General features: G+C 61.5%; 20 protein-coding genes. 1 reads left to right on the forward strand and 19 read right to left on the reverse strand.

Features of this window, described 5'->3' with window-relative positions; all coding sequences use genetic code 11:
• Positions 1-43: 43 nt before the first annotated feature.
• The 15 genes from ACQZ60_RS18625 to ACQZ60_RS18695 form a co-directional block, all read right to left on the reverse strand.
• Positions 44-1,588, reverse strand: a complete 1,545-nt coding sequence (locus ACQZ60_RS18625; RefSeq protein WP_448735847.1) for an ABC transporter substrate-binding protein — start codon at positions 1,586-1,588, stop codon at positions 44-46.
• A gap of 29 nt (positions 1,589-1,617) precedes the next feature.
• Positions 1,618-2,460 carry a serine hydrolase gene (locus tag ACQZ60_RS18630; protein WP_448735848.1) on the reverse strand — a complete coding sequence of 281 codons (843 nt, stop codon included), beginning with the start codon at positions 2,458-2,460 and terminating at the stop codon, positions 1,618-1,620.
• A 13-nt stretch (positions 2,461-2,473) separates the two neighbouring features.
• Positions 2,474-4,108 (reverse strand): ABC transporter ATP-binding protein, encoded by a 1,635-nt coding sequence (locus ACQZ60_RS18635; RefSeq protein WP_448735849.1) that lies wholly within the window; start codon positions 4,106-4,108, stop codon positions 2,474-2,476.
• On the reverse strand, positions 4,105-4,923 hold the full coding sequence (locus tag ACQZ60_RS18640; protein WP_448735850.1) for an ABC transporter permease: 819 nt from the start codon (positions 4,921-4,923) through the stop codon (positions 4,105-4,107). The genes ACQZ60_RS18635 and ACQZ60_RS18640 overlap by 4 nt, the downstream gene beginning before the upstream one ends.
• Positions 4,920-5,864, reverse strand: a complete 945-nt coding sequence (locus ACQZ60_RS18645) for an ABC transporter permease (RefSeq protein WP_142780479.1) — start codon at positions 5,862-5,864, stop codon at positions 4,920-4,922. Before ACQZ60_RS18645 ends, ACQZ60_RS18640 begins: the two co-directional genes overlap by 4 nt.
• 180 nt (positions 5,865-6,044) lie before the next feature.
• A complete protein-coding gene (locus tag ACQZ60_RS18650; RefSeq protein WP_448735851.1) occupies positions 6,045-6,950 on the reverse strand; it encodes a LysR family transcriptional regulator in 906 nt (301 codons plus the stop codon).
• Positions 6,951-7,065: 115 nt separating this feature from the next.
• Positions 7,066-8,010: an isoaspartyl peptidase/L-asparaginase family protein gene (locus ACQZ60_RS18655; RefSeq protein ID WP_448735852.1), complete on the reverse strand. Its 945-nt coding sequence runs from the start codon at positions 8,008-8,010 to the stop codon at positions 7,066-7,068.
• Between the two features lie 44 nt (positions 8,011-8,054).
• Positions 8,055-9,593: a hydantoinase/oxoprolinase N-terminal domain-containing protein gene (locus tag ACQZ60_RS18660; protein ID WP_020813273.1), complete on the reverse strand. Its 1,539-nt coding sequence runs from the start codon at positions 9,591-9,593 to the stop codon at positions 8,055-8,057.
• On the reverse strand, positions 9,590-10,666 hold the full coding sequence (locus ACQZ60_RS18665; protein ID WP_448735853.1) for a DUF917 domain-containing protein: 1,077 nt from the start codon (positions 10,664-10,666) through the stop codon (positions 9,590-9,592). The genes ACQZ60_RS18660 and ACQZ60_RS18665 overlap by 4 nt, the downstream gene beginning before the upstream one ends.
• Positions 10,667-10,783: 117 nt before the next feature.
• Positions 10,784-12,379: an ABC transporter substrate-binding protein gene (locus ACQZ60_RS18670; RefSeq protein ID WP_003524598.1), complete on the reverse strand. Its 1,596-nt coding sequence runs from the start codon at positions 12,377-12,379 to the stop codon at positions 10,784-10,786.
• A 43-nt stretch (positions 12,380-12,422) separates the two neighbouring features.
• The gene (locus ACQZ60_RS18675; protein ID WP_448735854.1) at positions 12,423-13,556 is read right to left on the reverse strand and encodes a DUF917 domain-containing protein; all 1,134 of its coding nucleotides are present in this window, start codon (positions 13,554-13,556) and stop codon (positions 12,423-12,425) included.
• On the reverse strand, positions 13,549-15,105 hold the full coding sequence (locus ACQZ60_RS18680; RefSeq protein WP_448735855.1) for a hydantoinase/oxoprolinase N-terminal domain-containing protein: 1,557 nt from the start codon (positions 15,103-15,105) through the stop codon (positions 13,549-13,551). Before ACQZ60_RS18680 ends, ACQZ60_RS18675 begins: the two co-directional genes overlap by 8 nt.
• A gap of 17 nt (positions 15,106-15,122) precedes the next feature.
• Positions 15,123-16,769: a nickel ABC transporter ATP-binding protein NikE gene (nikE, locus tag ACQZ60_RS18685; RefSeq protein WP_448735856.1), complete on the reverse strand. Its 1,647-nt coding sequence runs from the start codon at positions 16,767-16,769 to the stop codon at positions 15,123-15,125.
• A gap of 4 nt (positions 16,770-16,773) precedes the next feature.
• Positions 16,774-17,655, reverse strand: a complete 882-nt coding sequence (locus ACQZ60_RS18690) for an ABC transporter permease (protein WP_059753285.1) — start codon at positions 17,653-17,655, stop codon at positions 16,774-16,776.
• On the reverse strand, positions 17,655-18,683 hold the full coding sequence (locus ACQZ60_RS18695) for an ABC transporter permease (RefSeq protein ID WP_448735857.1): 1,029 nt from the start codon (positions 18,681-18,683) through the stop codon (positions 17,655-17,657). Before ACQZ60_RS18695 ends, ACQZ60_RS18690 begins: the two co-directional genes overlap by 1 nt.
• 136 nt (positions 18,684-18,819) lie before the next feature.
• Between ACQZ60_RS18695 and ACQZ60_RS18700 the strand changes: the two genes are divergently transcribed.
• Complete coding sequence (locus ACQZ60_RS18700; protein WP_448735858.1) at positions 18,820-21,171, forward strand: response regulator transcription factor; 2,352 nt, start codon at positions 18,820-18,822, stop codon at positions 21,169-21,171.
• A 3-nt stretch (positions 21,172-21,174) separates the two neighbouring features.
• Here the strand turns inward: ACQZ60_RS18700 and ACQZ60_RS18705 are convergent, their stop codons facing one another.
• Genes ACQZ60_RS18705 through ACQZ60_RS18720 form a run of 4 tightly spaced genes read right to left on the reverse strand, consistent with a single transcriptional unit; the run spans position 21,175 to position 25,570 of the window.
• Positions 21,175-21,885, reverse strand: a complete 711-nt coding sequence (locus ACQZ60_RS18705) for a ribonuclease activity regulator RraA (protein ID WP_020813265.1) — start codon at positions 21,883-21,885, stop codon at positions 21,175-21,177.
• A 34-nt stretch (positions 21,886-21,919) separates the two neighbouring features.
• A complete protein-coding gene (locus ACQZ60_RS18710) occupies positions 21,920-22,717 on the reverse strand; it encodes an NAD-dependent epimerase/dehydratase family protein (protein WP_448735859.1) in 798 nt (265 codons plus the stop codon).
• Between the two features lie 11 nt (positions 22,718-22,728).
• The gene (araD, locus tag ACQZ60_RS18715; RefSeq protein WP_448735860.1) at positions 22,729-24,453 is read right to left on the reverse strand and encodes an L-arabinonate dehydratase; all 1,725 of its coding nucleotides are present in this window, start codon (positions 24,451-24,453) and stop codon (positions 22,729-22,731) included.
• A 37-nt stretch (positions 24,454-24,490) separates the two neighbouring features.
• Positions 24,491-25,570, reverse strand: coding sequence for an ABC transporter ATP-binding protein (locus ACQZ60_RS18720; protein ID WP_448735861.1), 1,080 nt, complete (start codon positions 25,568-25,570; stop codon positions 24,491-24,493).
• Between the last annotated feature and the right edge of the window lie 3 nt (positions 25,571-25,573).

Here is a 25,573-nt window from a genome sequence, read left to right on the forward strand (position 1 = left end):
GAAAGCCCGCGCCGGGGTCCGCCTCCGGCGCGGGCATAGTGGATCAGTTGTCGACCGAGACTTCCCAGAGGCGGGCGTTCGACTGCCAGACCGGCTGGCCCTTCAACTTCTTCGTCGCGCCCCAGACATCGACCATGTCGTAAAGGAAGATGCCCGGCATTTCCTTCAGCATCAGTTCGTGGAACTCGTCGAAAATCTTCTGGCGTTTCGTCTGGTCGGCTTCGACATAGGCCGCCTTCATCAGTTCGATCGCTTTCGGATCGTCCCACATCAGGGAGGCGTTCTTGTCCTTGTTGCCGACATAGAAGGCATACATCAGCGCCGGGTCGAGACGCGGGGCGACCGACTGCGAGATCACCTGATAATTGCCGGAACGGCGACGGTCCACCTGCGTGGCATAGTCCAGCACCTCGATCTGCACGTTGAGACCCGCCTGCTGCATCATGGCCTGCGCCATGACGGCGGCCGGGAAGCTCGGCACGTTGCCGCGCTTGTTGGCGATGATGGAGATCGGCTCTCCCTTGTAACCGGCGGCCTCCAGCTCCTTCTTCGCGGCCTCGACATCATAGGCCGGGCGCTTTTTCTGGGCCTCGTCATAATAAACCGAGTCCTGCGAGACCATCGAGCCGTTGGCTTCGCCAGTACCGTTCGATGCGGCCGCGACCAGCTCATCGAGATCGAGCGCCATCGCCATGGCGCGGCGCACGCCGGGATTGCTCAGCACCTTGTCGCGGGTCTGGATATAGAACAGGTTTTTGCCGTTGTTACGGGCAACGATCAGCTGCATCTTCTCGTTGGTCTTGAACTCCGGAATGAGATCGGGCGAAATTTCGGCCGTATCGAGCACACCCGATTCAAGCCCGGCCTTCACCGTCGAAGCATCGGGAATGACCATGAACTTGATGCCATCGGCCAGCGGCCGCTTGGAGCCGACCATACCGTCCGGCTTGCCGTCATTTGCCGGCGAAACATAATCGGCAAATTTAGCGAGGCGGATATATTCGCCCTTCTTCCACTCGTCCCACTGGAACGGTCCGGTGCCAATGGGCTTGACGAAACTGCCGTCGGCAGCAACCGATTCCGGCGAGATCATGCCGGTATAACCGCATTCCGGCCGCGACATGAGACCGAGGAAAACGGCAGAGGGTTTTTCAAGGGTGATCTCGACCGTGGAGGCATCCGTGGCCTTGACGCCGTTGACATGCGCTGCCCCGCCCTCAGCAAAATCGTTGAGGCATGCCCATTTGGTTTCCGGCTTCAGATAGCGCGTCCAGTTCCAGACGACATCCTCTGCGGTGAGCGGCTTGCCATTGTGGAATTTCACGTCCTTGCGCAGCTTGAACGTATAGGTCAGGCCGTCAGCCGCAACCTCGACGCTTTCGGCCAGAAGCGGCTTCACCTCTCCGGCATTGTTATAACCGACAAGGCCTTCCACGATGTGCAGGATAACCCCGTCCGTATTGCCATCGCGGTTCACGCCGGGATTGTTACTGCGCAGATCCGAGCTCTGCGCGATGGTGATATCACGAGCCGCCGCGATATTGGCCGTTACCAGCAGGGCAACGCCTGCGAGAAGAAGTTTTTTCACTGTTCTACCCTCTTTGTTGTCATTGATTGTCATTGTTGAAAGCCATCCCAGCAGGCCTGTGCCAGCCGGCCGATCGTTTCGAGCGCGACGGTATAGCCCGGCGTACCATCAGGCATGGTTTGCGGCACCTCATCGGTATAGGTGGTGATGATGAAGGACGGCGCGCCGTTTCTGTAGACGATGCCGGCATCCATGCGCCCGCGCTTGCCGCGCCCACTCTTGCTGGCCACCACAGCCTCGAAAGGCAGGCGGGAGCGGATTCCATAACGCAAAATCTGGTTCTTCAGCGTCTGCATGGCCCATTCGCACAATTGCGGGCTGCAGCCGAGCTTTGCCTGCGCCTCGGGTGAGGACTGGGCATCGAGAATGGTCTGCAGCAGCAGTACCTGATCCGCCGCCGAGGTGGTGGTGACGGTTTTCAGCGGATGGTCGGCCGCCAGCGCCAGCGGCGGAATGAGGAAACGGTGGTGGGTATTGGCCATGCCGAGCGATTTGCAATAGCCGTCCACCTCTTCCAGCGTCAGCCTCTCCAGCACCATCTTGGTGCAGACATTGTCGCTCAGCACCATCATTCCGGCGACGGCATCGCGCAGCGAAATGACGATGCCCGGCGTCATGTACCGGAACATGCCGCTCGCAACCTCTTCCGCCAGCCGCTTTTCATAGGTGACGGGCTGGTCGAGATCGATCCGCCCTTCGCTGGCGGCCTTGAGCACGGCCATCATGATCGACGTCTTGCGGGTGCTGCCCGATGGCGTCTCCTCGTTTTCTCCCCGGCCGATCTCTTCACCGGTCAGGAGATTGCGCACCATGAAGCGCGTCACGAAAGGCTGTGCATCACAGATCGCATTCAGTTGGGCAGCCACGGTCATAGTCATCTTCCTGTTAAACTTCATCTTCGAGACGCCATTTGAGTGTCACCCCGCCCTTTTCATTCTGATCGAGGGCGGGAATGGCCGAGAGCAGCCGGCGCGTATAGGCCTCTCTCGGGCTGTCGAAAATCGTGTCGCGATCACCCTCTTCGATGATGCGGCCGTCCTGCATGACGACGACACGGTCCGCCACCTGCTCCACCACACCGAGATCGTGGCTGATGAACAGGCAGGAAAAACCGTAACGTTTCTGCAGATCGGAAAAGAGATCGAGCACCTGCGCCCGCACCGTCACGTCGAGCGCCGAGACCGGTTCGTCTGCGATCAGGAACCGCGGACGGCGGGCAATGGCGCGGGCAATCGCCACGCGCTGGCGCTGGCCGCCGGAAAGCTCGTGGGGATAGCGGGCGGCAAAATCGGCACCGAGCCCCACTTCCTCCAGCGTTTCCAGCGCCCGCTTGCGCTTGGCGGCCTGGTCGAGACCCGGCACGAGGCGCAGCGCCTCCTCCACCAGCGCCTGGATGGTCATGCGCGGATCGAGCGAGGAGTAGGGATCCTGAAACACCATCTGGCAATTCAGGCGATAATCCTTCCAGTCCTCGTTGCGCTCCCGGCCCTGAAAGCGGATATGTCCTTCGCTTTCCTGCACAAGCCCGGCAATGGTGCGGCCGAGCGTCGTCTTGCCGGAACCGGAACCGCCGACGAGCGCCACGACCTCACCCTCATGAATATCGATGCTGACCCCATGCAGCGCCCGCTTCGGTTTGACTTTTTTCAGCAGCGATTTGCGGCCGGCATAATCCACAACGATATCGCGGGCCGAAACCATTGGCGCCTTGGAGGTGTCGATACTGCGCGGCTCGCCGCGGAATGGCAGGGAGGAAAGCAGTTTCTTCGTATAGGGGTGCTGCGGCGCATCCAGCAGGTCCTCGGTGCGGCCCTGTTCGACAATCGCGCCTTTTTCCATCACCACGATACGGCTGGTATAACGCGCCACCATCGGCAGATCGTGGCTGATGAGGAGAACGGCAGTGCCTTCCGCCCGTGTCAGCTCCACCATCAGCTCCATGACATCGCGCTGGATGACCGCGTCCAGCGCCGTTGTCGGCTCGTCGGCAATCAGCAAAGCGGGTTTCAACAGCATGACCGAGGCCAGCATGATGCGCTGGCGCATGCCGCCGGAAAACTCGTGCGGATAGGCCGTCAACGCGCCCTCGGGATCGCGGATTCCCACCCGCCGCAGCATGTCGAGAATTTTCTCGCTGCGCTCTTCCGGCGACAACTTCGTGTGAAGGATCAGCCCCTCCTCAAGCTGCCGGCCAATCGTCATCGATGGGTTGAGCGAGGTCATCGGCTCCTGAAACACCACGCCGATCTCCGCCCCGCGCAGACGCCGAAGCTCCTTCACTGGCAGGGACATGACATCCTGCCCCTTGTAGATGATCGACCCGCCGGTGACGGCGATGGCCGGCGGCAGAAGCGAGATGAGCGCGCGGGTTGCGAGCGTCTTTCCCGAGCCGCTTTCGCCGACGATGCCGAAGATTTCGCCTGCGGCAATATCGAAGGAGACATCCTTGACCACCCGGTGGCCGGTTCTGGCGACTTCGAGCGAAAGGCCACGAACAGTGAGAAGTGTATTAACAGTCATTTGAGACCTCTCATGCGCGGGTCAAGCCTGTCGCGAAGGGCATCGCCCAGAAGATTGATGCCAAGCAGCGTCAGCGCGATGCAGAGACCGGGGAAAAGCCCGAGCCAGACAGCCTGCTGGATGAAGGGACGGCCGGCGGCCAGCATGTTGCCCCAGGTGGGCGCCGGCGGCGGCACGCCGAGGCCGAGGAAAGAGAGTGCGCTTTCCGACAGGATGGCCCAGCCGAACATGGAGGTGGCAAGAACCGTGATCGGCGCGATGCAATTGGGCAGGATGTGGCGGAACATGGTGTAGATTTCACCATTGCCCATCACCAGCGACGCCTCGATGAATTCCCGCTCACGCAAAGAAAGCACGGCACCGCGCACCACACGCGCCATGGATGGCGTATAGGCGATGCCGAGCGCGAAGATGATGCCATACTGGTTTGCGCCGAAAACTGCGAGCAGGCCGAGCGCCAGCAGAATGCCCGGAAAGGCCAAGAGCGCATTGTTGATGGCCATGATGACGCCATCCACCCAGCCGCGCGCATAACCGCTGACAAGGCCGATCAGCGTGCCGAAGATTGTCGCGAAGCTGACCGTCAGGAAGCCGATCCAGACGCTGGCCCGTGCGCCAACCATCAGGCGGCTCAAAACATCGCGTCCGAATTCGTCGGTGCCAAGAAGATGGCTGGCGCTTGGACCGGCCAGACGCGAGGCAAAGCCGAGCTTCATCGGATCATAGGGCGTCCAGAACAGGCCGGTTACGGCGGTGATGAGCAGGAGGGCGATGAGAAAGCCGCCGATAAGCCCGTTAAGTGTGAACTTTTTCATTCGGCAACCACACGCGGATCGAAGAGGGGATAAAGAAGGTCGACGAACAGGTTGACCAGCACATAGGACAGCGAGACGAACAGCAGGCAGCCTTGAATGACGGGGTAGTCGCGGGCGAAAATACTGTCGACCATCAGCCGCCCGAGGCCGGGAATGGTGAACACCGTCTCGATGACGGCGATGCCGCCGAGGAGATTGCCGAGGATGAGGCCGATCATCGTCCATGTCGGGCCGAAGGCGTTCTTGAAGGCGTGCCGCCAGAGAACCGCGCTTTCCGAAAGGCCCTTGGCGCGGGCGTGGGTGATGTAATCCAGCCGCAGCACTTCCAGCGTCGAGGCGCGCGCCATGCGGATCAGAACGCCCATTTCATGGATCACCAGCGTCATGACGGGCAGGACGAGATAAAGCATGCCACCGACGAGATTGTCGCTGATCGACACATATCCCAGCACCGGCAGCCAGCCGAGCTTGAGGCCGAACAACAGAAGAAGCAGAAGACCCAGCCAGAATGTCGGAATGGACAGAAGCAGGGTCGCCGTTCCCACCAGTGCCAGATCGGTGAGGCTGTTCTGTTTCCAGGCGGCGATCACACCCGCCGGAACCGCAATCAGGCTGGCGAGCAGCACGGCGACAACGACGATCTCGGCGCTGACGAGAAAACGCGACACGACCAACGGCAGCACCGCCTCGTCATTGACGATGGAGCGGCCGAAATCGCCTTGCACCACGTTGCCGGCCCAGATGAGGAACTGTTGCGGCATGGATTTGTCGAGGCCGAGTTCGGTCCTCATGGCTTCGATCTGCTCCGGTTGCGCCATATCGCCCAGCATCAGGGCAGCCGGATCGCCCGGAATGAAGCGGATGAGCGCGAAAACCGTGATCGACACGAATGCGATCGTCGGCAGCGCCATCAAAAGACGGCTCAGTATGAATCTTATCATCGGTTCCCCACGATTGATGGCGGGGAATGGTATCCCGCCTCTATCGGTTTCGTTGCTGGTGACTATGACGGATTGACAAATAAGGCGCAATATTATGCATAAACGTCATATATCTATGCAGAATGACGGCGCGTTTCATCCTGATGAGGACAATGAGATTTTCAGCCCAAAATCCCGTTTTCAGTCGATTTTTTGCGAAAGCTGGATTTCCCGCTTCAAGGCATCGCTCAGCGCCTGCGCAGCGATGGACAGCGGTGCGCCGGAAGCACGGGCTAGGCCGAATTCCTGCGTCGCCTGCGGAACGAATGGCCGGGCGACGACCGGAAGGTGCCGGTAAAGATTCGCATAAAAACTGCTGATGATCGTCACTCCCAACCCATGCGCGACATAGGCGCAGGCAGAACTGTTGGTGTGGGTCTCAATCTTCACCATCGGCTTGACGCCGGCCTTCTTGAAAACCTGATCGAGCGCCATGCGGTTCGGCCGCTGCCGGCCGATCAGGATGAGCGGAACATTGCGCAGGTCCTTGACGGTAATTTCATCAAGCGCGGCCAAGGGATGATCCTCCCGGACCACACAGACGCTCTTGCCGGTCGCAACGCGCTCGACATCGATGCCTGGTCCGATCTCGCCTTCCATCCGCAGGAAACCGAGATCGATCACCCGCTCGCCGACGAGCTTGTTGATTGCGGTCGTCGTTTCGAAAAAAGTCTCGATGCGAACACCGGGAAAATCCCTGACATAGTCGATCAGCATGGCGGGCGCGAAATTTTCCCACATGCTGCTCGGCAGGCCGATGCGGACGATTTCCGGACCGGCTGCGCCATTGCGCAAATCCTCGGCGTGGCCGGACATGCGATCGACCGCAAGCAACACGCTTTCCGCATCCCGCGCAAGCACCACCGCCTCCGGCGTCGGGATCAGTCGCCCCTTGTCACGGGCAAACAGCGTCAGCGACAAATCCGCCTCGAGCTGCGCCAGAAGCCGGCTGATACCCGACTGGCTGAGCCCCATGGCCTTGGCCGTGGCGATGGTGGAGCCGGTGGAAAGAAGCGTGCGCAGAACTTCGAGCTGCTTGATGTTCATGAGGCCAGCACCATGGGTGAAGAGACGAGCCGGTTTCGGTTCAAACGTTTTGCCGCCGATAAGCCTTGATGTCACCGGTTTTTTTGCGTCGCCACTTGGCCGGCACGGTCGCCGGTTACAATTCCACCTCATAGATCGTGTCATGGGTGGCCACACGCGCCTCTCCCGATGGCGTCACCCAGCCGCGAAACATGCCTGATGTATTGTATGGTGCGGATATGCCGCCTTCGGCATCGATTGCGACGAGACCCGCGCCGATATCGTAGGGCGCCAGATCCTTGTGGACGAGATCGCCGGCGGCGGTCTCCAGATCCTGCCCGAGATAGGCGACGCGGGACGCGATCTCGTGGCCGACGACATAACGGATGAAAAACTCGCCCTTGCCGGTGCCGGAAACGGCGCAGGCCCCATCACGCGCATAGGTGCCGGCCCCGATCACCGGGCTGTCGCCCACCCGGCCATCCGGCTTGTTGGTGTAGCCGCCGGTCGAAGTGGCCGCCGCGAGATGGCCCGCCGCGTCAAGCGCCACTGCGCCGACAGTTCCGTGCTTTTCGTTTTCCGTCGCCTCCGTGCCGCTGGCGGCATGACGCTTCATTGCCGCCAGCGCCTCAAGGCGCTTTTGCGTGGTGAAATAGGATTGAGGCTCGGTGGCGAGTCCCTTTTCCTTCGCGAAGCGGTCGGCCGCCTCCCCCGTCAGATAGACGGCACGTTCATCCGCCATCAGCGCGCGGGCCGCCTTTACCGGGTTGCGAATGGCGCGGGATGCGCTGATCGCACCCGCCGCCAGCGTTTCACCATCCATGATCGAAGCATCGAGTTCGTGAATGCCGTTTTCGTTGAGTGCGGCACCATGCCCGGCATTAAAATGCGGGCTGTCCTCCATGACGACGACCGCCGCCTCAACCGCTTCAAGTGCGGTTCCGCCAGCCTTCAGCACGGCATAACCGGCGCGCAGCGCCGCCGCCAGATCGTCGCGCGCGGCAGCCCACTCCCCGGCCGTCATGCTGTCTTCCGGCATCACGCCGCAACCACCGTGAATGGCCAGTGCGATCTTCGTCATTGCTCACTCCCTCGTCGCCCCGCCAGCGGCAGGGCCTCTTATCATCAATGAAAGGCGATATCGCCGATGACCCGCACCCGGACCCGCCGCGCGCCGCCCGGCAGATAGGCGATCGGAATATCCTCCACCTCAAGCGTCTTGAGGCTCGCCCGCTCCGCGCCGCATGCGACCGCGGCGTTCTGCGCCTCAGTCTCGGCTTTCGCAAGGGCTTCATCGCGGCTCAGGCCGGAAAAGACCTGATCGACCTCTCCGGAAACCTGCGCCATTGCCGCGCCGAGCGCATTGGCAACGCCGGCATTTTCAACACGCAACACTTCCGACGCACCCGGAACCGTCTCGGGAATCAGGAACGCCCCGCCGCCGACGGCAACAAGCGGCACGTCTTCGGCCGACGTCTTCATCTGGTCGAAACTGTCGGCCACCATGTCACGGATGCGTTGAAGCGTGGCCTGCACGAAAGACGGATCAAGGTCTTTCACACGGTCGCGGTCACCCATCTCGATCAGGCCGGCGGCAACGGCGATATCCGATGTCGTCAGCGTCTCGCCGCCGAAAACGCGGGCTTCCGTCAGGATGCGATAACCGACCGAGCGCGGACCGATCTTGCCCGTCTCAGGGTCGACGATGGTGCCGCCGCCGAGTGCAATTGGCAGGAGGTCGGGCATACGGAAGAGCGTGCGCACCCCGCCAATATGAACGATATTGTTCGCCTCGCGCGGAAAACCGCCGACAAGGCAGCCGATATCGGAGGTGGTGCCGCCGACATCCACCACCATGGCATCGGAAAGACCGGTGAGGAAGGCCGCACCGCGCATCGAGTTCGTCGGGCCGGAAGCGAAGCTGTGCACGGGGTTGGCGGCGGCCACATCCGCAAGCGCCACGGTGCCGTCATTCTGGGTCAGATAAAACGGCGCCTTCACGCCCGCTTCGCGCAGCGCATCCGAAAATGCCTGAACCGTGGTCTTGCCGAGCGTTTGCAGCGCTGCGTTCAGGAGAGCTACATTTTCCCGCTCCAGCAGCCCAATGCGGCCGAGCGTATGGGAAAGCGTGATGCGTGCATCAGGGATCACCGAACGGACGATTTCCGCCGCCCGCACCTCGCACTCCGTCGTCAGCGGCGAGAACGTTGCAGAAATGGCAATGGAGGTGATGCCCGCATCGCGGATTTTCATCGCCGCTTCGCGGATTTCATCGGGAACCATCGGCACCAGCGGGCTGCCGTCATATTCATGGCCGCCATGGACCATGAAGATCAGCGGATCGACGGCATCGCGCAGATCTTTCGGCCAGTCGCACATGGGCGGCAGCGAAGAACCTGTTGGCAGCGCGATGCGGATGGCCGCAACCCGCTCCAGCCGGGCGCGCTCCACCACAGCATTGGTAAAGTGCGTGGTGCCGATCATCACCGCATCAATCGGCCGGTCCGCCGCGCCGACATGGCCTGCCACATGGGCAAGCGCCGCCTTGACGCCGGATAGGACATCCTGCGTGGTCGGAACCTTGATGGAAGCGACGATGGTGTCTCCATCGATCAGAACGGCATCCGTATTGGTGCCGCCAACGTCAATACCGATGCGTTTCATGGGAATACCGATCTGAAATCAATGTCATAACCGAAGGCGCGCGGGCCGACGGCGGCGATGCCGGCAGGTGTCGTCAAAAGCTCCGGCGCCGGCAGGGCGACAACCGTGACGCGCTGGCCGTAACGCACCGATTCCGTACCGATGGCGCCGCCGGAAACAGTATCGAGAAGGCAGAGCAGGTCCGGCGTCATGGCGACCGGCTGGCCATCGCGGAAGGCGACCGCCCATTCGTTCTGGAAGGCGAGTTCCATGCGCGAACCGCGGTCGGCATCGATGCCTTCAATCGTCGTGCTGCCGCGCAGGAAACCGCCGGTGGTCTCACGAGCAACATCCACCACCTTGCCGCGGAACAGCTGCTTGCCGCCCTCATGGTCAAGAACCGCCAGAACCGGATCGTCATGGCGTGCACGCGCTGCCATCACTGCGCGCCCGAGTTCGGTCGCCTTGGTGACGGTGTAATGAATGCCCCACTCCTTCACTTCCTTGCCGGTGCGCGGCGCCTTGCAGGTGGCGGCAGTGGAACCGACTTCGGTGCAGACCTTGCGCGAGATGCGTTCCATCCATTTCCACGAAGCAGCGCGCGTCACGATAACCTCATTGTCGCGCACATCGACCAGCGACAGCGGAAACATCGGCAGGTTGCCGATGGCAAAGGATGTCATCTGCGCTTCGGGATAGGCGCGTCCCATGGCATCGGCATTCACGACCGGCCGGTCGAGTACGGCGGCGGCGAGGAAGGATGACAGCGCGTTCGAACCGCCGATTTCCACGCTCATGATCGCCCGGAACGGCTTGCCGAGATAATCCTCCATCACCTCGACGGCGCGGGCGAGATGCACGGGATCCCCCAACCGCTCCTGACCGACAAGCGGTGCACCCATCTTGGAGACGACGGCAACCATGTCGTCATCGGCGAGCGCCATGGGGTCCATGACCTTTACCCGCCTGCCCTCGGCATAAAGACGGCGCAGGTTGAGCGTCGAGATATAGGGGTTGCCACCGCCGCCGGTTCCAAGGATCCAGGCGCCGGTGGCCAGAGGTTCGATATCGTCTTCGGAAAATTCCTGGATCATGCGTCATCCTCGGGCATGCCGCGGCCTTTCCGGCCGCAGGCGATGCTCCTTCCCTTTGAAGTTCCAAGTCTGGCCAACCCCGCCTTTGTGGCGGGGCCGGTTTTCATGAGGCGGAGATCACTCCGCCTTGCAGTCCCAATGGAAGTTGGAGAAGTTCAGGTCCCAGCTCTGCATGGGAATGAACTCGTATCCCTGAAGGCACTTGTTCGCCGCATAACGGCGGTTCGGCGCAACGGCCCAGACGTCAGGCTGAAGATCAGCGATCTTCGTCTGCAGCTCCTTGTAAGTGGCGTTCTGTTCGTTGACATCGGTGGTGGCGCGAACCTTGTCGATCAGGCCGTCGATTTCGGCATTCTGCAGCCATTCCATTGACATCCAGGTGCCGGAAGCCTTGGAATGATACTGATTGTAGAACATTGAATCCGGCGACGGATAGGTCGGCGAGATGTTCACCTGCGTCGATGCCGGCGTGGTTTCGGGCTTGGAGGACAGCTCGACGATACGGTTCCACGGCTCGGGCTTGATATCGAGCGTGATGCCGATCTGCTCGAGGCTGGATTGCAGAAGCAGCGCCACTTCCGCCTCGAAGGCCAGCGAAGCGACATAGCTGTTGACCAGCGTGATCTTCTGGCCGGCATATTTCGACTTCGCCAACTCTTCCTTGGCCTTTTCCAGATCGTAGACGCCGGGCTGGATATCGCCGTTATGCGCATCCTTGAACGCGTCAGAAAGCGGTCCCTTCATGTCGAAACCGGGATAGATCACTTCCTGGATCGTCTTGTAGTCGGTCGCATAGGCGATAGCGCGGCGAACGTGCACGTCGTCGGTCGGATAGACCTTGGTGTTGAGCTTGATGACGAAACCGCCGGCGGTGCGGGTCTGGATCAGCTTGTAACCCTTCATCCGGCCGATGGATTCGTAGGTGTCGTTGCCAAGCCCATGCGAGGAAAGGCCGAGTTCGCCCTTTTCCGCCAGCGCCTTGACGGTGGCGTCGTCGCTGGTCTGCACGAAGCGCACTTCATCGATAGGCTTGCCCTTGGTCCAGCCGAGGAAATAATCGGCATTGCGGGCGATGACCATATCGGCGGAACGGTTGTAGCTGACCAGCTTGTAGGGGCCGGAACCGGCGGAATGTTCGCCGACATAGGCCTCGCCCCATTTGTCTTCGGGCTTGGCATTGGCTTCGATCAGCGTCTTGTTCATCGCCATCATCAGCGGCGTTGCCGCCATGAAAGGCGAGAACTGGCGTTCGATCTTCATGACCAGCGTGGCATCATCAGGCGCGGTCACGTTTTCGGGCTTCAGAACGCCGACGATGAGGTTCGAAGGCCCCTTGTTGATGCCAAGCAGGCGCTGGATCGACCAGGCAAGATCGGCAGCCTTTACCGCCGTGCCATCCTGGAACTTCGCATCGTTGCGCAGGTGGAAGGTATAGGTCAGGCCGTCCTCGGAAATCTCCCAGGATTTCGCCAGATGCGGCACGATTTCGCCCTTGGCGTTCACCGTGGTCAGGCCGTCATACATGTTCACGATGGCCATGTAGCCGGTGTAATCAGTCACCTTCGCCGGATCGAGCGAGCTGAATATCTGCATGGTGTTGACCGCGACCGATACCTTGTCTTCCGCAAGGGCTGCGGAAGAAACAAGCGGCAACGCAAGCGCCGTGCCGAGCGCCAGCGCGGCGAGACGGGAAGAAAGTACAGGCATTTTCATTATCGTTCTCCTCTTTATTGCGGGTCATTGGCCCCGCTTATGGTTAGGCAGCCTTGCTGACCGGAACGGGCAGCGGTGAGAAAGGAATGTCCGGGTAACCGAATGCCACCGGCCCGACGACCTCAAGCGCGCGGGCGCTACGCAGCAGGTCGTGGCAGGGGATGGCGATGACGGCCACGCGTTGGCCATAGCGCAGGACTTCGGTGGTGATCGGATAACCCGTATCGACATCGAGCAGGACGATCAGGTCAGGAACCGTCACTTCCACCTTGCCGTCACGGGAAAACAGCAGGAATTCGTTCTGGATGGCGACGCCCGCCGTCTGGCCGGCGCAATCGTCGAAGCCAGAGAGCGTGAGATCGCCGACCGCGAAACCGCCGCGCAGGTGGCGCTTCAGATCGGTGATCTTGCCGTTGAAGATGCGCCTTCCGCCTTCCAGCGCGCAGACCGCGGCAATCGGGTCTTCCTGCTGCTTGCGGGCGCGGATCACCGCCTCACCGATGGCAATCGCCTTGGTATAGGTTTTCGGAATGCCGTATTGGTGCACGTAATGTGCCTGCATCGGCGCGGTCGCCAGCATCGCGCCACCGCCCTGCGAAACGACGCAGGCGCGCGCCATACGCTCGTGCCAGACTTCGGAAACGGCATGGCTGAAAATGACGGCATTGCCATGCAGATCGCACATCACCGACGGTGTGGAACTATGACCATAGATGGAGAAGGTGGTCATCTGCATTTCCGGGAAAGCGCGGCCCATGCCGTCGCAATCGAGGATCGGCAGACCGCCCAGCGCCGCAGTCACCAGCGGGTTCATGGAATTGGAACCGCCGATTTCCTCGCAGACAATGGCGTCTACCGGCGTGCGGATCAGCTCTTCCATCGCCCGCAGGCAACGCAGGCCTTCGCGGCCTTCGCGAATGCGCTCGACGCCGACGACAGGCGCGCCGATGCCGCCGATGGACATGCAGAGCGCGTCCGGCTCGATGGCTTCGGTTGCGAGGATCTTCATCTCGTAACCGGCCTTCATGGCCTCCAGCGCCAGAAGCTTGCCGAGATAAGGATTGCCGCCGCCGCCCGTGCCGAGAATGCCGGCACCGATTTCCAGCGCGTCGAGATCTTCACGGGTCAGCGTCCGCAATGCCGCTTCGTCATATTTCAGCTTGCGCGTCTCAGCCATGATTGGCTCCCATTTCTCCAACGACTTTCACATGAATGCGGGTGGCATTGCCGGGCAGATAGGCAAGCGGCATATCCTCGCGCTCGATGACCTCCAGCGTTTCGGCCACTGCGCCAGCCGCAATCGCCTTTTCGCGTGCCTCGGCCTCCGCCTCCGCAAGCGCGCTTTCACGCGTGCGCCCCTCGATCAGCAAGAAGACGCGGTCCGTCTCGCCGCTGATCTGCGCGATCGCTGCACCCACGGCATTCGCCACTGCGAAATTCTCGGGGCGGATGACGTCCAGATCACCGATACGGTCAGGCATGAGAATGGAGCCGCCGCCAACGGCGATCACCGGCACCGGTGATGACGAGATGCGGCTGCGCTCCACACAGGACTCGAGCATGTCGTTGATCTTTTTGACTGCGGCATCCACCAGCCGCTTGTCCAGAGTGGAAACCAGAGCCTTCTCGCCTACGTCCGCGTTGCCGGAGGCGACAGCGATATCGGTTGCAGTCAGGGTCGTGCCGCCGAAGCAGAGCGCCTCACGGCGCACGCGGTAACCGACTGATTTCGGGCCAACGGTGAGGCCATGTTCGCCATTGACCACCAGCGAGCCGCCACCGAGACCGATCGAGAACACATCCGGCATGCGGAAATTGGTGCGCACGCCACCAATATCCACCGTCGTGGACGCCTGGCGCGGAAAGCCGTGCGACAGCGAGCCGACATCGGAGGTGGTGCCGCCGACATCCACGACCACGGCATCCTTGAGGCCGGTGAGGAAAGCAGCGCCGCGCATGGAATTCGTCGGGCCGGAGGCGAAGGTGAGCACAGGGAAGCCGCGCACCACATCCGCCGCCATCAGCGTGCCGTCGTTCTGGGTGATGTAGAACGGGCAGGTTATGCCCGCTGCCTTCAGCGCCTCGCCGAAAGCGGCAACGGTGCGGTCCGCAAGCGAAAGAAGGCTGGCATTCATGATCGCAGCACTTTCGCGGGCGAGCAGACCATGCCGTCCGATATCCTTGGACATAACCACCGGCAGGCCGGGGCAGCGCTCCTGCAGGATATCCTTCGCCCGCACTTCCATCGCATCATTGATGCCGCTGAAAACGCAGGTGACGGCCGCGGCCTTCAGGCCCTTTGCGCGGATATCCGTGGCGATGCGGACGATTTCGTCCTCATCGAGGGCTGAGATTTCGCGACCGTCGAATTCATATCCACCGCGGACCTGGTAACCGTGGTTACCGACGATTTCCCTGAGATCATCCGGCCAGTCGACCATGGGCGGCAGGCCGGCGCCAGACGGCAGGCCGAGACGGATGGCGGCCACCTCGTCCATATGCCGGCGCTCGATCACCGCATTGGTAAAATGCGTGGTGCCGATCATCACGGCGCCGATGCGCGCCCTGTCGATGCCCGAAGCCTCGATGACCTTTTCAAGGGCTTCGATGACACCGGACGTCACATCCTCTGTCGTGGAGGCCTTCACCCCCGCCAGAACGGTTTTATCCTGCAACACAACGGCATCGGTATTCGTGCCGCCGACGTCAATTCCAACGCGATACACGTCAGGCTCCTCTTTCATCAATCGGTCGTTTTTACGAGGAAGCGCATGCGCTCTTCCTCGGTCACGGTGGGTTTGAGACGTTCTTCCTCGTCGGTGACGACGGGGATGGCCGCGATCAGGGCGCGGGTATAGGGATGGGACGGCGCAGCGAAGACCGCCGACGTCACGCCCTCCTCAACGATCTCGCCGCGCAGCATGATGGCGATGCGCGAGCAGAAATTGCGCATCAGCGACAGGTCGTGCGAGATCATCAGATAGGTGAGGCCAAGTTCCTCGCGCAGCTGCAGCAGAAGGTCGATCACCGTCTTCTGCACGGAGACATCAAGTGCTGCCGTCGGCTCATCAAGGATGAGGATTTTCGGTTCTGCCGCCAGCGCACGGGCAATCGCCACGCGCTGCTTCTGGCCGCCGGAAAGCTCATGTGGATATTTACCGAGATAGGATTGCGGCAGCCGCACCAGCCCCATCAGTTCCTGCATGCGGCTTTCACGCGCGGACGCGTCCATGCCGATGGATTTCAGCGGCAGGGAAAGCGTCTGCCTGACGGTACGCTTCGGATTGAGCGAAGTACCCGGATTTTGATAGACGATCTGCGTCAGCCGCTTGCCGCGCTCAGGCGCCGGGGCGTCAATGACAAGATTGCCGGAGGTGGGACGCGACAGGCCCATGATCATGCGCGCAACCGAGGTCTTGCCGGAGCCAGACTCACCCGCCAGGCCAAAAACCTCGCCCTGCTTCAGCGTCAGGTTCACGTCGCGCACGGCATGGTAACCATTGCGCCTGCCGTAAATCTTGTTCAGGCCTTCGATGGTGATGATCGGCTGCCGCGTGCTTTGCGTGAGGTCCGTGACGCGTGGGCCATAGAGCGGCGGCACCGCATCCAGCAGCGAACGCGTATAGTCCTTGGCAGGGCTATGCAGGATTTGCGTGCATGGACCGGTCTCGACGATATCGCCGTGATGCATGACCACGACCCGGTCCGCCACCTTGCGCACGACGCCGAGATTGTGGGTGATCATCAGCAGCGCCATGTTTTCTTCGGCAACAAGCTGGTTGATGAGGTTGAGGATTTCATCCTGCGTCGTCACGTCGAGCGCCGTGCCGGGCTCATCGGCGATCAGGAGCTTCGGCTGGTGCAGCAGCGCAAGCCCGATCAGCACACGCTGACGCATGCCGCCCGAAAGCTCGGACGGATAGGCGTTCATGACCCGCTCAGTATCGGCGAGCTGCACGCGGCGTAAAACGGCTGCGATGCGGTTGCGACGCTCCGCCTTGGACGAATTGACGCCGTCGCGTTTGTCGGCAAAACGCATGACATCATCGAGATGCGTGCCGATCTTGAAGACCGGATTGAAGGAAGAGAGCGGGTCCTGCATGATCAGCGAAAACGCCGTTCCTTTCAGGGCCTCGCGCTCCCTGCGCGGCAGGGCAAGCACATCCCGGCCATCGATGACGATCGCACCTGATGTGATCGCGGCATTCTTCGGCAAAGTGCCGATGATCGCCTTGGCGGTGACGGATTTGCCCGATCCGGTTTCGCCGATCAGCGCCACGCGCTCGCCGGCGGCGACCGTGAAGGCCACGTCGCGCAGCACCTGCCGGGTGCGGCCGTAATTGGTGAAGGTGACGTTGAGGTTTTCGACCTTGAGAAGCGGTTCAGTCATGGCCTTAGCTTTCCACGTCGAACATGTCACGCAGGCCGTCGCCCAGCAGGTTGAAGCCCAGCGTCACGTAAAGCACAGCCGCACCGGGGCAGAGCACTTCCCACCAGAAATCCGGCATGAACTGGCGCCCGTCGGCAACCATCGAACCAAGGTCAGGGGTCGGCGGTTTGACGCCGAAACCGAGGAAGCTCAGCGTCGCGCCGAACAGAATGACGAAGGCGGCATCCAGCGTGGTCTTGACCGATATGACCGAGACGCAATTGGGCAGGATTTCGCGGAAGAGGATGTGCAGCGGGCCGGCACCGGCAAGACGCGCCGCCTCGATATAGTCTTCCGAAGCGATGGACTTCGACACGGAATAGATCAGCCGCGCATGCCAGGTCCACCACAGCAGCGTGATCGCGATCATGGCGTTCATCAGTGTCGGTTCCAGGAGGTTGGAGACCGCGAGCGCCATGACGAGTGGCGGCATGGCCAGCATCACATTCGTCAGGCCGCTGATGAGCTTTTCAGTCCAGCCACCGAAATAACCGGCGACGAGGCCAAGCACCGTGCCTACAGGCACCGAAATGCCGAGCACGCCGATGACGAGAAGCAGCGAGACCCGCAGCCCGAAGATGGTACGGGAAAAGATATCGCGCCCGGCCTTGTCGGTGCCGAACCAGTGCTCCAGATCCGGCGGCATATGGCGGGCGCGGAAATCGACGACCGCGCCGATATGTTTCGGATAGGGCGTGAGCCATGGCGCGAAGACCGCCAGCACCAGCACCGATAGCAGGATCAGCGAACCGATGACGGCTGCCGGATTGCGGCTGAAGCGATACCACATCATGTAACCGGCGCTTAGGCCGCGATCGGTGGGTTCAAGCATTTTCATATCGGCCATCAGCGAGCCTCCTTGCGGCGCAGGCGCGGGTCGATGATCGAGATCAGGACATCCACAATCAGGTTCGCAACGATGAAGAACAGGCCGGCCACCAGCACCACGGCGGTCACGGCATTGAGGTCTTTCTGCAGGATGGCGTTCAGCCCGTAGGAAGCGAACCCGCCCCAGGCGAAGACCATCTCGATGACGAAGGCATTGCCGATCAGCGACGCGAATTCGAGACCCATGATCGTCAGCGGCGCGATGGAAGAGAGCTTCAGCAGATAACGGAAGATGATGACCCGGTCCGGCACGCCGAAGCTTTGCAGGGTGAGCACATGGTCCTTGCGCTGGTTCTCGATCATCGAGGAACGCGTGATGCGGGTGATCTGGCCGATGCCTGCCATGGAAAGCGCAAATGCCGGCAGTGCAAGGTGTTTCAGCGCATCCAGCACCACATCGAACCGTCCGGCCAGCGTGCCGTCGATCAGGATGAAGCCCGTCGGGCCGCCCTGCCAGCCAAGCCCGTGGTCGAGCCTGCCGATGATCGGCCAGTCGGAGAGAAAGCGGGCGGCCAGCAATTGCAGCGTGATGGCGAAAAGAAAGCTCGGGATCGTGACCCCGGTGAGCGACAGGATGCGGCCAATATGGTCAAGCGGCCGGTCGCGGTAATGCGCCGTGATGACGCCGAGCGGGATGGCGACGGCAAACATGAAGATGACCGAGACCAGCACCAGCTCGACTGTGGCCGGAACGGTCTGCGCCAGATCGGTGGTGACCGGGCGTTGCGACACCAGCGAGAAACCAAGATCGCCATGCAGGGCATTGCCGATATAGTCGAGATATTGGACGGCGAGCGGCTTATCGAGGCCCATCTCGCCGCGCAGCGCATCCACCTGCTCCTGCGTTGCCGCAGGACCGAGCGCCATGCGGGCGGGATCGCCCGGCACCACGCGGGCCAGCACGAAAATCATGATGGACAGGGCGATCATGACCAGCACGAAGGTGCCGAGCCTGTTCAAAATCGCGACCAGCGGATGTTGCTGCATCGGTGGGACGTTCCTTGTGCATCGGTTGCGTGAGCACAAGTTTTCACCACATGTCCATTTGAACAATCTGGAAAAGGTATAGTTCTTTGAAAGATGAGTATAGGTTTTTAGGCTTAAATCCCCTATGCCTTTGCGAATGACGCTCCTGCCCCGCTCCCGCCTCTGCCGCCGCATCGCCAGCGAAACCGCCGGCGTTGTCTTTCTGCGGGCGCCTGCGGGTGCGGGAAAAAGCGTGCTGCTGGAAATGCTCGCAAAAGAGCTCGGAACCGAGGTGTGCCGCACGCACCAGCCGCGAAGCGACGAGATCGAAAACGGCTGTCTCCTTTGGGACGTGCCGGTTTTCGCGCGGGCGGCGCGCATGCCCGCCGCGCTTCTGGAGGCGGTGCGCTTGGTGGTCATCGCCTGCCGGCCAGATCAGCGGATCAGCGGACTGGCCCGGCAAATCCTGCATCGCGGCTCGCTTACCATCGGGCCGAATGAACTGCTTCTTGGTGAGGACGAGGTGGGAGGCCTGCCACCTGAGCAGAGGCGTCTCGCCCTCCACGACTATGCCGGTTGGCCGGCTTTTCTGTCACTGGCCCGTTTTCCGAATGAAATGCTGTGTGCCGACTATCTGCGGGAAAACTACCTGCCGCATCTTTCTCCCGCCCAGACGGTTGAACTTTCGTTCTGGCTGGAAAATCCCTCTGCGGAGCCAGAGGCGGACTGGACCGAACTGCTGCCGCCTTTCCTGACGGGAAACCCCGAAAACCACCCCACTCTGATACGGCTTCTGAGCGTGGCTGCTCGGGAACGTCTCGCCACCCTGCAGGCAGGCAGCGCCGTGGTGGAGGTCGCATCGGCTTTCGAAAAGGAAGGACGGGCGCTTGCGGCCATGGCGATGCTGCTCGACCGTGGTTATGAGACCCATGCCGCGCAAATCCTGGAACGCGCCCATGGCCGTGAACTCATCTACAGGAGCAGCGTCGACAGGTTTCGCGAGATCATCATGCGGTTTTCGCAGGATATGATCGCAACGAATGAAACCGTGCTCTTCGCCGTTACCCGTGCCCTGCTGAAACAGGGGGAATTGCAGCGCGTGCGCCATCTGCTCGGCAAGAGTCTCGGGTCGGATTATCTCGATCCGCTGAAAGTGCTTGCCCGTGGCTCACGTTTTTCCTTCGCCGCACGCACCTTCCGACTGAACCTGATGATTGCCGAGGACCTGACGCCCAATGACGCGGTAATCACGCGTCTGGGGGAATTCATGGCCGACTATCCCATGAACGACCACGGCAAATGGGCGGCCTATTACAATGCGCTGCTGGAATTCGAAATCCGCCGCCGCAATTTCCGCGAGGCGGAGGCCGCCGCCGCACGCGCTCTGATCTATCTACGCAAGATGGGTGGGCAGCCCCTGCTGGAATTTTTCATCCATCTGCACCAGATCGTGCTGCGGCTGATGAGCGGCGATGCGCTTCTGGCGCGCCACGCGGCGCAGGAGGCGCGTGCGCGGCTGGAACAGGTGCAGCATGATGCCGTGCAGGAGTTCCGGATGCTGCGGCTGGCGGAAGCCTGTCTTGCCTATGAGGCGGGAAAACCGCGCGATCTCCTGCATTTCGTGGAACATGAATTCGATCATTTCGCTGCGGCCGAGATATGGCCGAGCCTGATGCAGTTCGCTCTGCATTATGCTTCGCAGGTGCTGATCGATCATTTTCCGATGACCGTGCGCCCCGGTTTTCTAGACGGTCTGTGGATCCATCTTTCGGAAGGGCTGCAATTCCATGCGATGATGGAGATCAGGACGGCCATCGCCTATCAGAACGCCAACCGCTGGGCGGATGCGGCCGCGACGCTTTCGGCGATCCGCATGCCCATGGGCCGCAACTGGGTGGAGAGCGCACATGAGGATCTCTCCCGACTGATGCGCCGCGATGAGATCGCCTATGTCATGGCCTGGCTGCGCGATGCCGTGCATCTTTTCACACCGCGCGCCTATCTCTCCCGCCAGATCGACGCGATGATCGCCAATCCCAAGGTCACCAACCGCGAAAAGGTCGCGCTGCGAATCTGGCAGAGCTACGCCGCGCACCAGCGCCGCGACAACGCCGCCGCCCGCGCCCATATCCTCACGGCCCTTGAATCGGCAACCCGCCTTGGCTGCAGCGGCGTCCTGTCGGAGGAGCGTGTCTTCCTCTCACCGCTCCTGAACAATCGCCGCATCCGCAGTTTCATCGAAACCTCGTCCGATGTCCGCACCGCGCTGTCGATTTTCGCCGCTTCGGTGAATTCACCGCAGGCGCGTGCCCTGCATGGCGGGCTTTCGCAGCGGGAGGCGCAGATGCTGCAACTGCTCGCCAGCGGCATGTCCAACAAGAAGATCGCCCAGACGCTCAACATCTCGGAAGTGACGGTGAAGTTTCACCTCGGCAACCTTTTCCGCAAGCTGGATTGCAAACGCCGCGCGGAGGCGATCCGCGCGGCGAAAGCACTGGGCTGGCTGTAAGGTTCAGCGGTTGTTCTTCTTGCGCCATTCGGCAAAAGCCGTCTGGTGCTCTTCCTTCGTGCAGGGGTAAAGCCCGATGATCGTCTGGCCTGCCTTGACCTGTTCCACCACGAAATCCTCGTAAGCCGTCATTTCCACCGCCTCGGTCGCCACGTCGTCGGCAATGCCCGCAGGGATGACGATGACGCAATCGGCGTCACCGACGATGATGTCGCCCGGAAACACCGGCGCATCGCCGCAGCCAATCGGACCGTTGATTTCGATTGCCTCGTGTTTGGTGAGGTTGGTGGGGCTGGAAGGGCGGGTGTGGTAGGCCGGAATATCCAGCTCGGCGATAGTGGCCGCATCACGGAAACCGCCATCGGAAACGATGCCGGCACCGCCGCGAACCATCAGGCGGGTCACAAGAATATCGCCGGCCGAGGCGGCGGTCGCATCCTTGCGGCTGTCCATGACAAGCACATGGCCCGGCGGGCATGTTTCGATGGCGACGCGCTGCGGATGGGCGGGATTGCGGAATTCAACAAGCTGGTTGCGGTCTTCACGGGCCGGCATGTAGCGCAGGGTAAAGGCCGGGCCGACCATATTCTTGCCCTTGTAGCCCAGCGGGCGCACGCCCTGAATGACCTGGTTGCGCAGACCCCGCTTGTAAAGCGCCGTCGCCAGGGTAGCGACGGAAATCGTCAGCAGTTTTTCGCGCGTTTCATTATTCATATCTGTCTCCTCGCAATGGGCGGATGGATGTGTTTCAAGTTCTGTGAATGGGCTCGTCTGTGAAGATGCCGCCCTGATATTTCGCTATCGCGGCCTCCGGGTCGGGGCGCGGTACGTCGCGTTCGATTTCCGCCCGGTAATGTGCAGCATTGTCGCGCCGCTGCCAGCCGAGAAAATCGACATGGGAATTGTCCCACCAGCTGTCGTCATTGGCCGAAACGCCCCAGATGACCGGGCAGCCGAGTTTCGGCACACGGAAGGTGGCCTCGATCAGCGAGACGAAGTCGCCGTAGCTGAGCCAGGTCGACAACATCCGCCAGTTCGAGGGCTTTTCTTCGCACGACCCTATACGGACGATGGCCGTCTCCTGGCCGAATTTGGAGTGGTAGAGGCTCGCCATGGCCTCACCGAAAATCTTCGAGACGCCGTAAAGGCCGTCCGGCAGAAAGGGCGTTTCCGGCTCGAGCTGCTGTCCCTGTGGGTAATAACCGATCGTGTGGTTGCTGGAGGCGAAGAGAATGCGCGGCAGGCCGTTTTGTCTCGCCGCCTCGTAAAGATTGTAGACGCCGCGAAGATTGGCGGCCTCGATGGGATCAAAAGCCCTTTCCACCGAAATACCGCCGAGATGGACGATGCCGTCACAGCCCTTCACCAGTTCACGAACCGCCGCCTCGTCTTCGAGCCGGCAGTGAAAAAGCTCCTCATGGGGGGCTGTCTCCCCGAGATCGACGACGTCGGAAAGACGGATCGTCTCGGCGACATGGCCAAGCCGTCCGCGCAGCATGCTGCCCAGCTTGCCGCCGGCGCCTGTGATGAGCAATCGCTTCAACATGATAGGGCCCCTTAGAAAATATCGGGCTCGCCGGCGGTGCGGCCGAAATCCGTCTGCAGGAAGTCGAAATCGCAGCCTTGATCGGCCTGGGTGACGTGTTTGGAGAAGAGATAACCATAGCCGCGTTCATAACGCGGTGCCGGCGCCTGCCAGGCAGCCCGGCGCTGAGCGATTTCCTCTTCGCTGACCAGCATGTCGAGGCGACGCTGCGGCAGATCGAGGCGCACGATATCACCGGTTTTCAGGAGCGCCAGCGGGCCGCCGACGAAGCTTTCCGGCGCGACATGCAGCACGCAGGCACCATAGGAGGTGCCGGACATGCGGGCATCGGAAATGCGCACCATATCGCGATGGCCCTTCTTGATCAGCGCCTTCGGGATGGGCAGCATGCCCCATTCCGGAAAACCGGGACCGCCGAGCGGACCGGCATTGCGCAGCACCAGCACATGATCCGGCGTGACATCGAGATTCTCATCGTCAATCGCCTTCTTCATCTCCGGATAGCTGTCGAAGACCAGCGCCGGGCCTTCATGGATATGGTATTTTGGATCGCAGGCGGCGGGCTTGATGACGGCGCCATCAGGGCAAAGATTGCCGCGCAGCACCGCAAGCGAGCCTTCCGCATAGACGGGATTATCGAGCGAGCGGATGACGTCGTCATTATAGACCTTCGCACCCTCGAGATTTTCGCCCATGCTGCGGCCGGTCACGGTGAGCGCCGAACAGTCGAGGCGGCTCTCCAGCTGCTTCATCAGCGCCCGCAGGCCGCCAGCGTAATAAAAGTCCTCCATCAGATAGTCTTTGCCGGAGGGGCGGACATTGGCGATGAGCGGCGTGACCCGGCCAAGCTCGTCTAGCTCATCGAGCGTCATCGGCACGCCGGCGCGGCGGGCCATGGCGATCAGATGCACGACGGCATTGGTGGAGCAACCGGTCGCCATGGCGACGATGGCGGCATTGCGAAACGCGGTCGCGGTCAGGATACGGTCCGGCGTCAGCTCCTCGGCCACCATTTCCACGATACGCCGACCGCAACCTGCCGACATGCGCTGGTGTTCGGCATCCACCGCCGGAATGGAGGAAGCTCCCGGCAGGGTAAGGCCAAGGGCGTCGGTAATGGCGGTCATGGTCGAGGCGGTGCCCATGGTCATGCACACACCGGCGGAGCGGGCGATGCCGCCCTGCACGCCGCGCCATTCCTCGTCGGTGACGTTACCGGCACGGCGCTCGTCCCAATATTTCCAGGCGTCCGAACCCGAACCCAGCACCTTGCCGGCATAGTTGCCGCGCAGCATCGGCCCGGCCGGCAGATAGATCATCGGCACGCCGGCCGAGATCGCGCCCATCACGAGGCCGGGTGTCGTCTTGTCACAACCGCCCATCAGCACCACGCCGTCGAGCGGATGCGAGCGGATCATTTCCTCCGTCTCCATCGCCAGCATGTTGCGGTAAAGCATCGATGTCGGTTTGGTGAAGCTCTCATCCACCGAAAGCGACGGCATCTCCACGGGGAAGCCGCCTGCCTGCAGCACACCGCGTTTCACATCCTGCACGCGCTCTGGGAAATGCGAGTGACAGGTATTCAGCTCCGACCAGGTGTTCAGGATACCGATGACGGGTTTGCCGACAAAATCCTCCTCCGCATAACCGAGCTGCATCATGCGTGAGCGGTGGCCGAAGCTGCGCAGGTCGTCGGGAGCAAACCAGCGGTCGGAACGGAGTTTTTTATCGGTCATGTCAATGGTCCTGCGTTGCGGGTTGCGCCAAAGGCTGTCAGTCCTGCCGGAGCGTCAGCCCGCTCGTCGTATCGAAAAGATGGATATGTTCCAGCGGCGCCGACAGGCGGATGACTTCGCCCGCCGATGTCGAGGTCTGGCCGGAAAGATGCAGCGTCACCGGAGTGCCGTCGCCGAGATTACCATAGAGATAGGACTCGCCGCCCAACTGTTCCGCGGTGCGCACCGACATGGTCAGTGCGCCTTCGCCACCCGCCTGCACATGGTTCGGGCGGACGCCGAGCGTCACCTTCTGGCCGGGCTTATAGGAAAAGCCGGTCTGCGGTAGCGGGATCAATTCGCCGGTGGCGATCTTCAGGAACGGCGTTGCATCCGAGGTCACTTCGCCGGCAAAGAAATTCATCTTCGGCGAGCCGATGAAGCCTGCCACGAAGAGATTGGCCGGGCGGTTATAAAGATCGAGCGGCACACCAAATTGCTCCAGCTTGCCGGCGCGCAGAACGGCGATCTTGTCGGCCATGGTCATGGCTTCCACCTGATCGTGCGTCACATAGATCATGGTATTGCCGAGACGCCGATGAAGACTGGAAATCTCGCCGCGCATGTCGACGCGCAGTTCCGCATCGAGGTTGGAAAGCGGCTCGTCGAAGAGGAACACACGCGGTTCGCGCACCACGGCGCGGCCGATGGCGACGCGCTGGCGCTGGCCGCCCGAGAGATCCTTGGGACGACGCTCCAGAAGCTGGTCGATCTGTAGCATCTTGGAAACCTGGGAAATCTTTTCGGCGATATCCTTCTTGGAGGTGCCGATGTTCTCAAGTCCGAAGGACAGGTTTTCGCGCACCGTCATATGCGGATAAAGGGCATAGGACTGGAACACCATGGCAAGGCCGCGATCTGCGGCCGGCACTGTGTTGACCACATCACCGCCGATGACGATATCGCCGCCGCTCAGTTCTTCGAGACCGGAGATCATGCGCAGCAGGGTCGACTTGCCGCAGCCGGAAGGGCCGACGAAAACGCAGAATTCGCCGTGTTTGATATCGAGATCGACACCCTTGATCACATCGAGGGCACCATATGTCTTTTTGACCTGACGAAGCTCTATACTTGCCATTGT

It is taken from the genome of Agrobacterium sp. 22-223-1 (assembly GCF_053522385.1).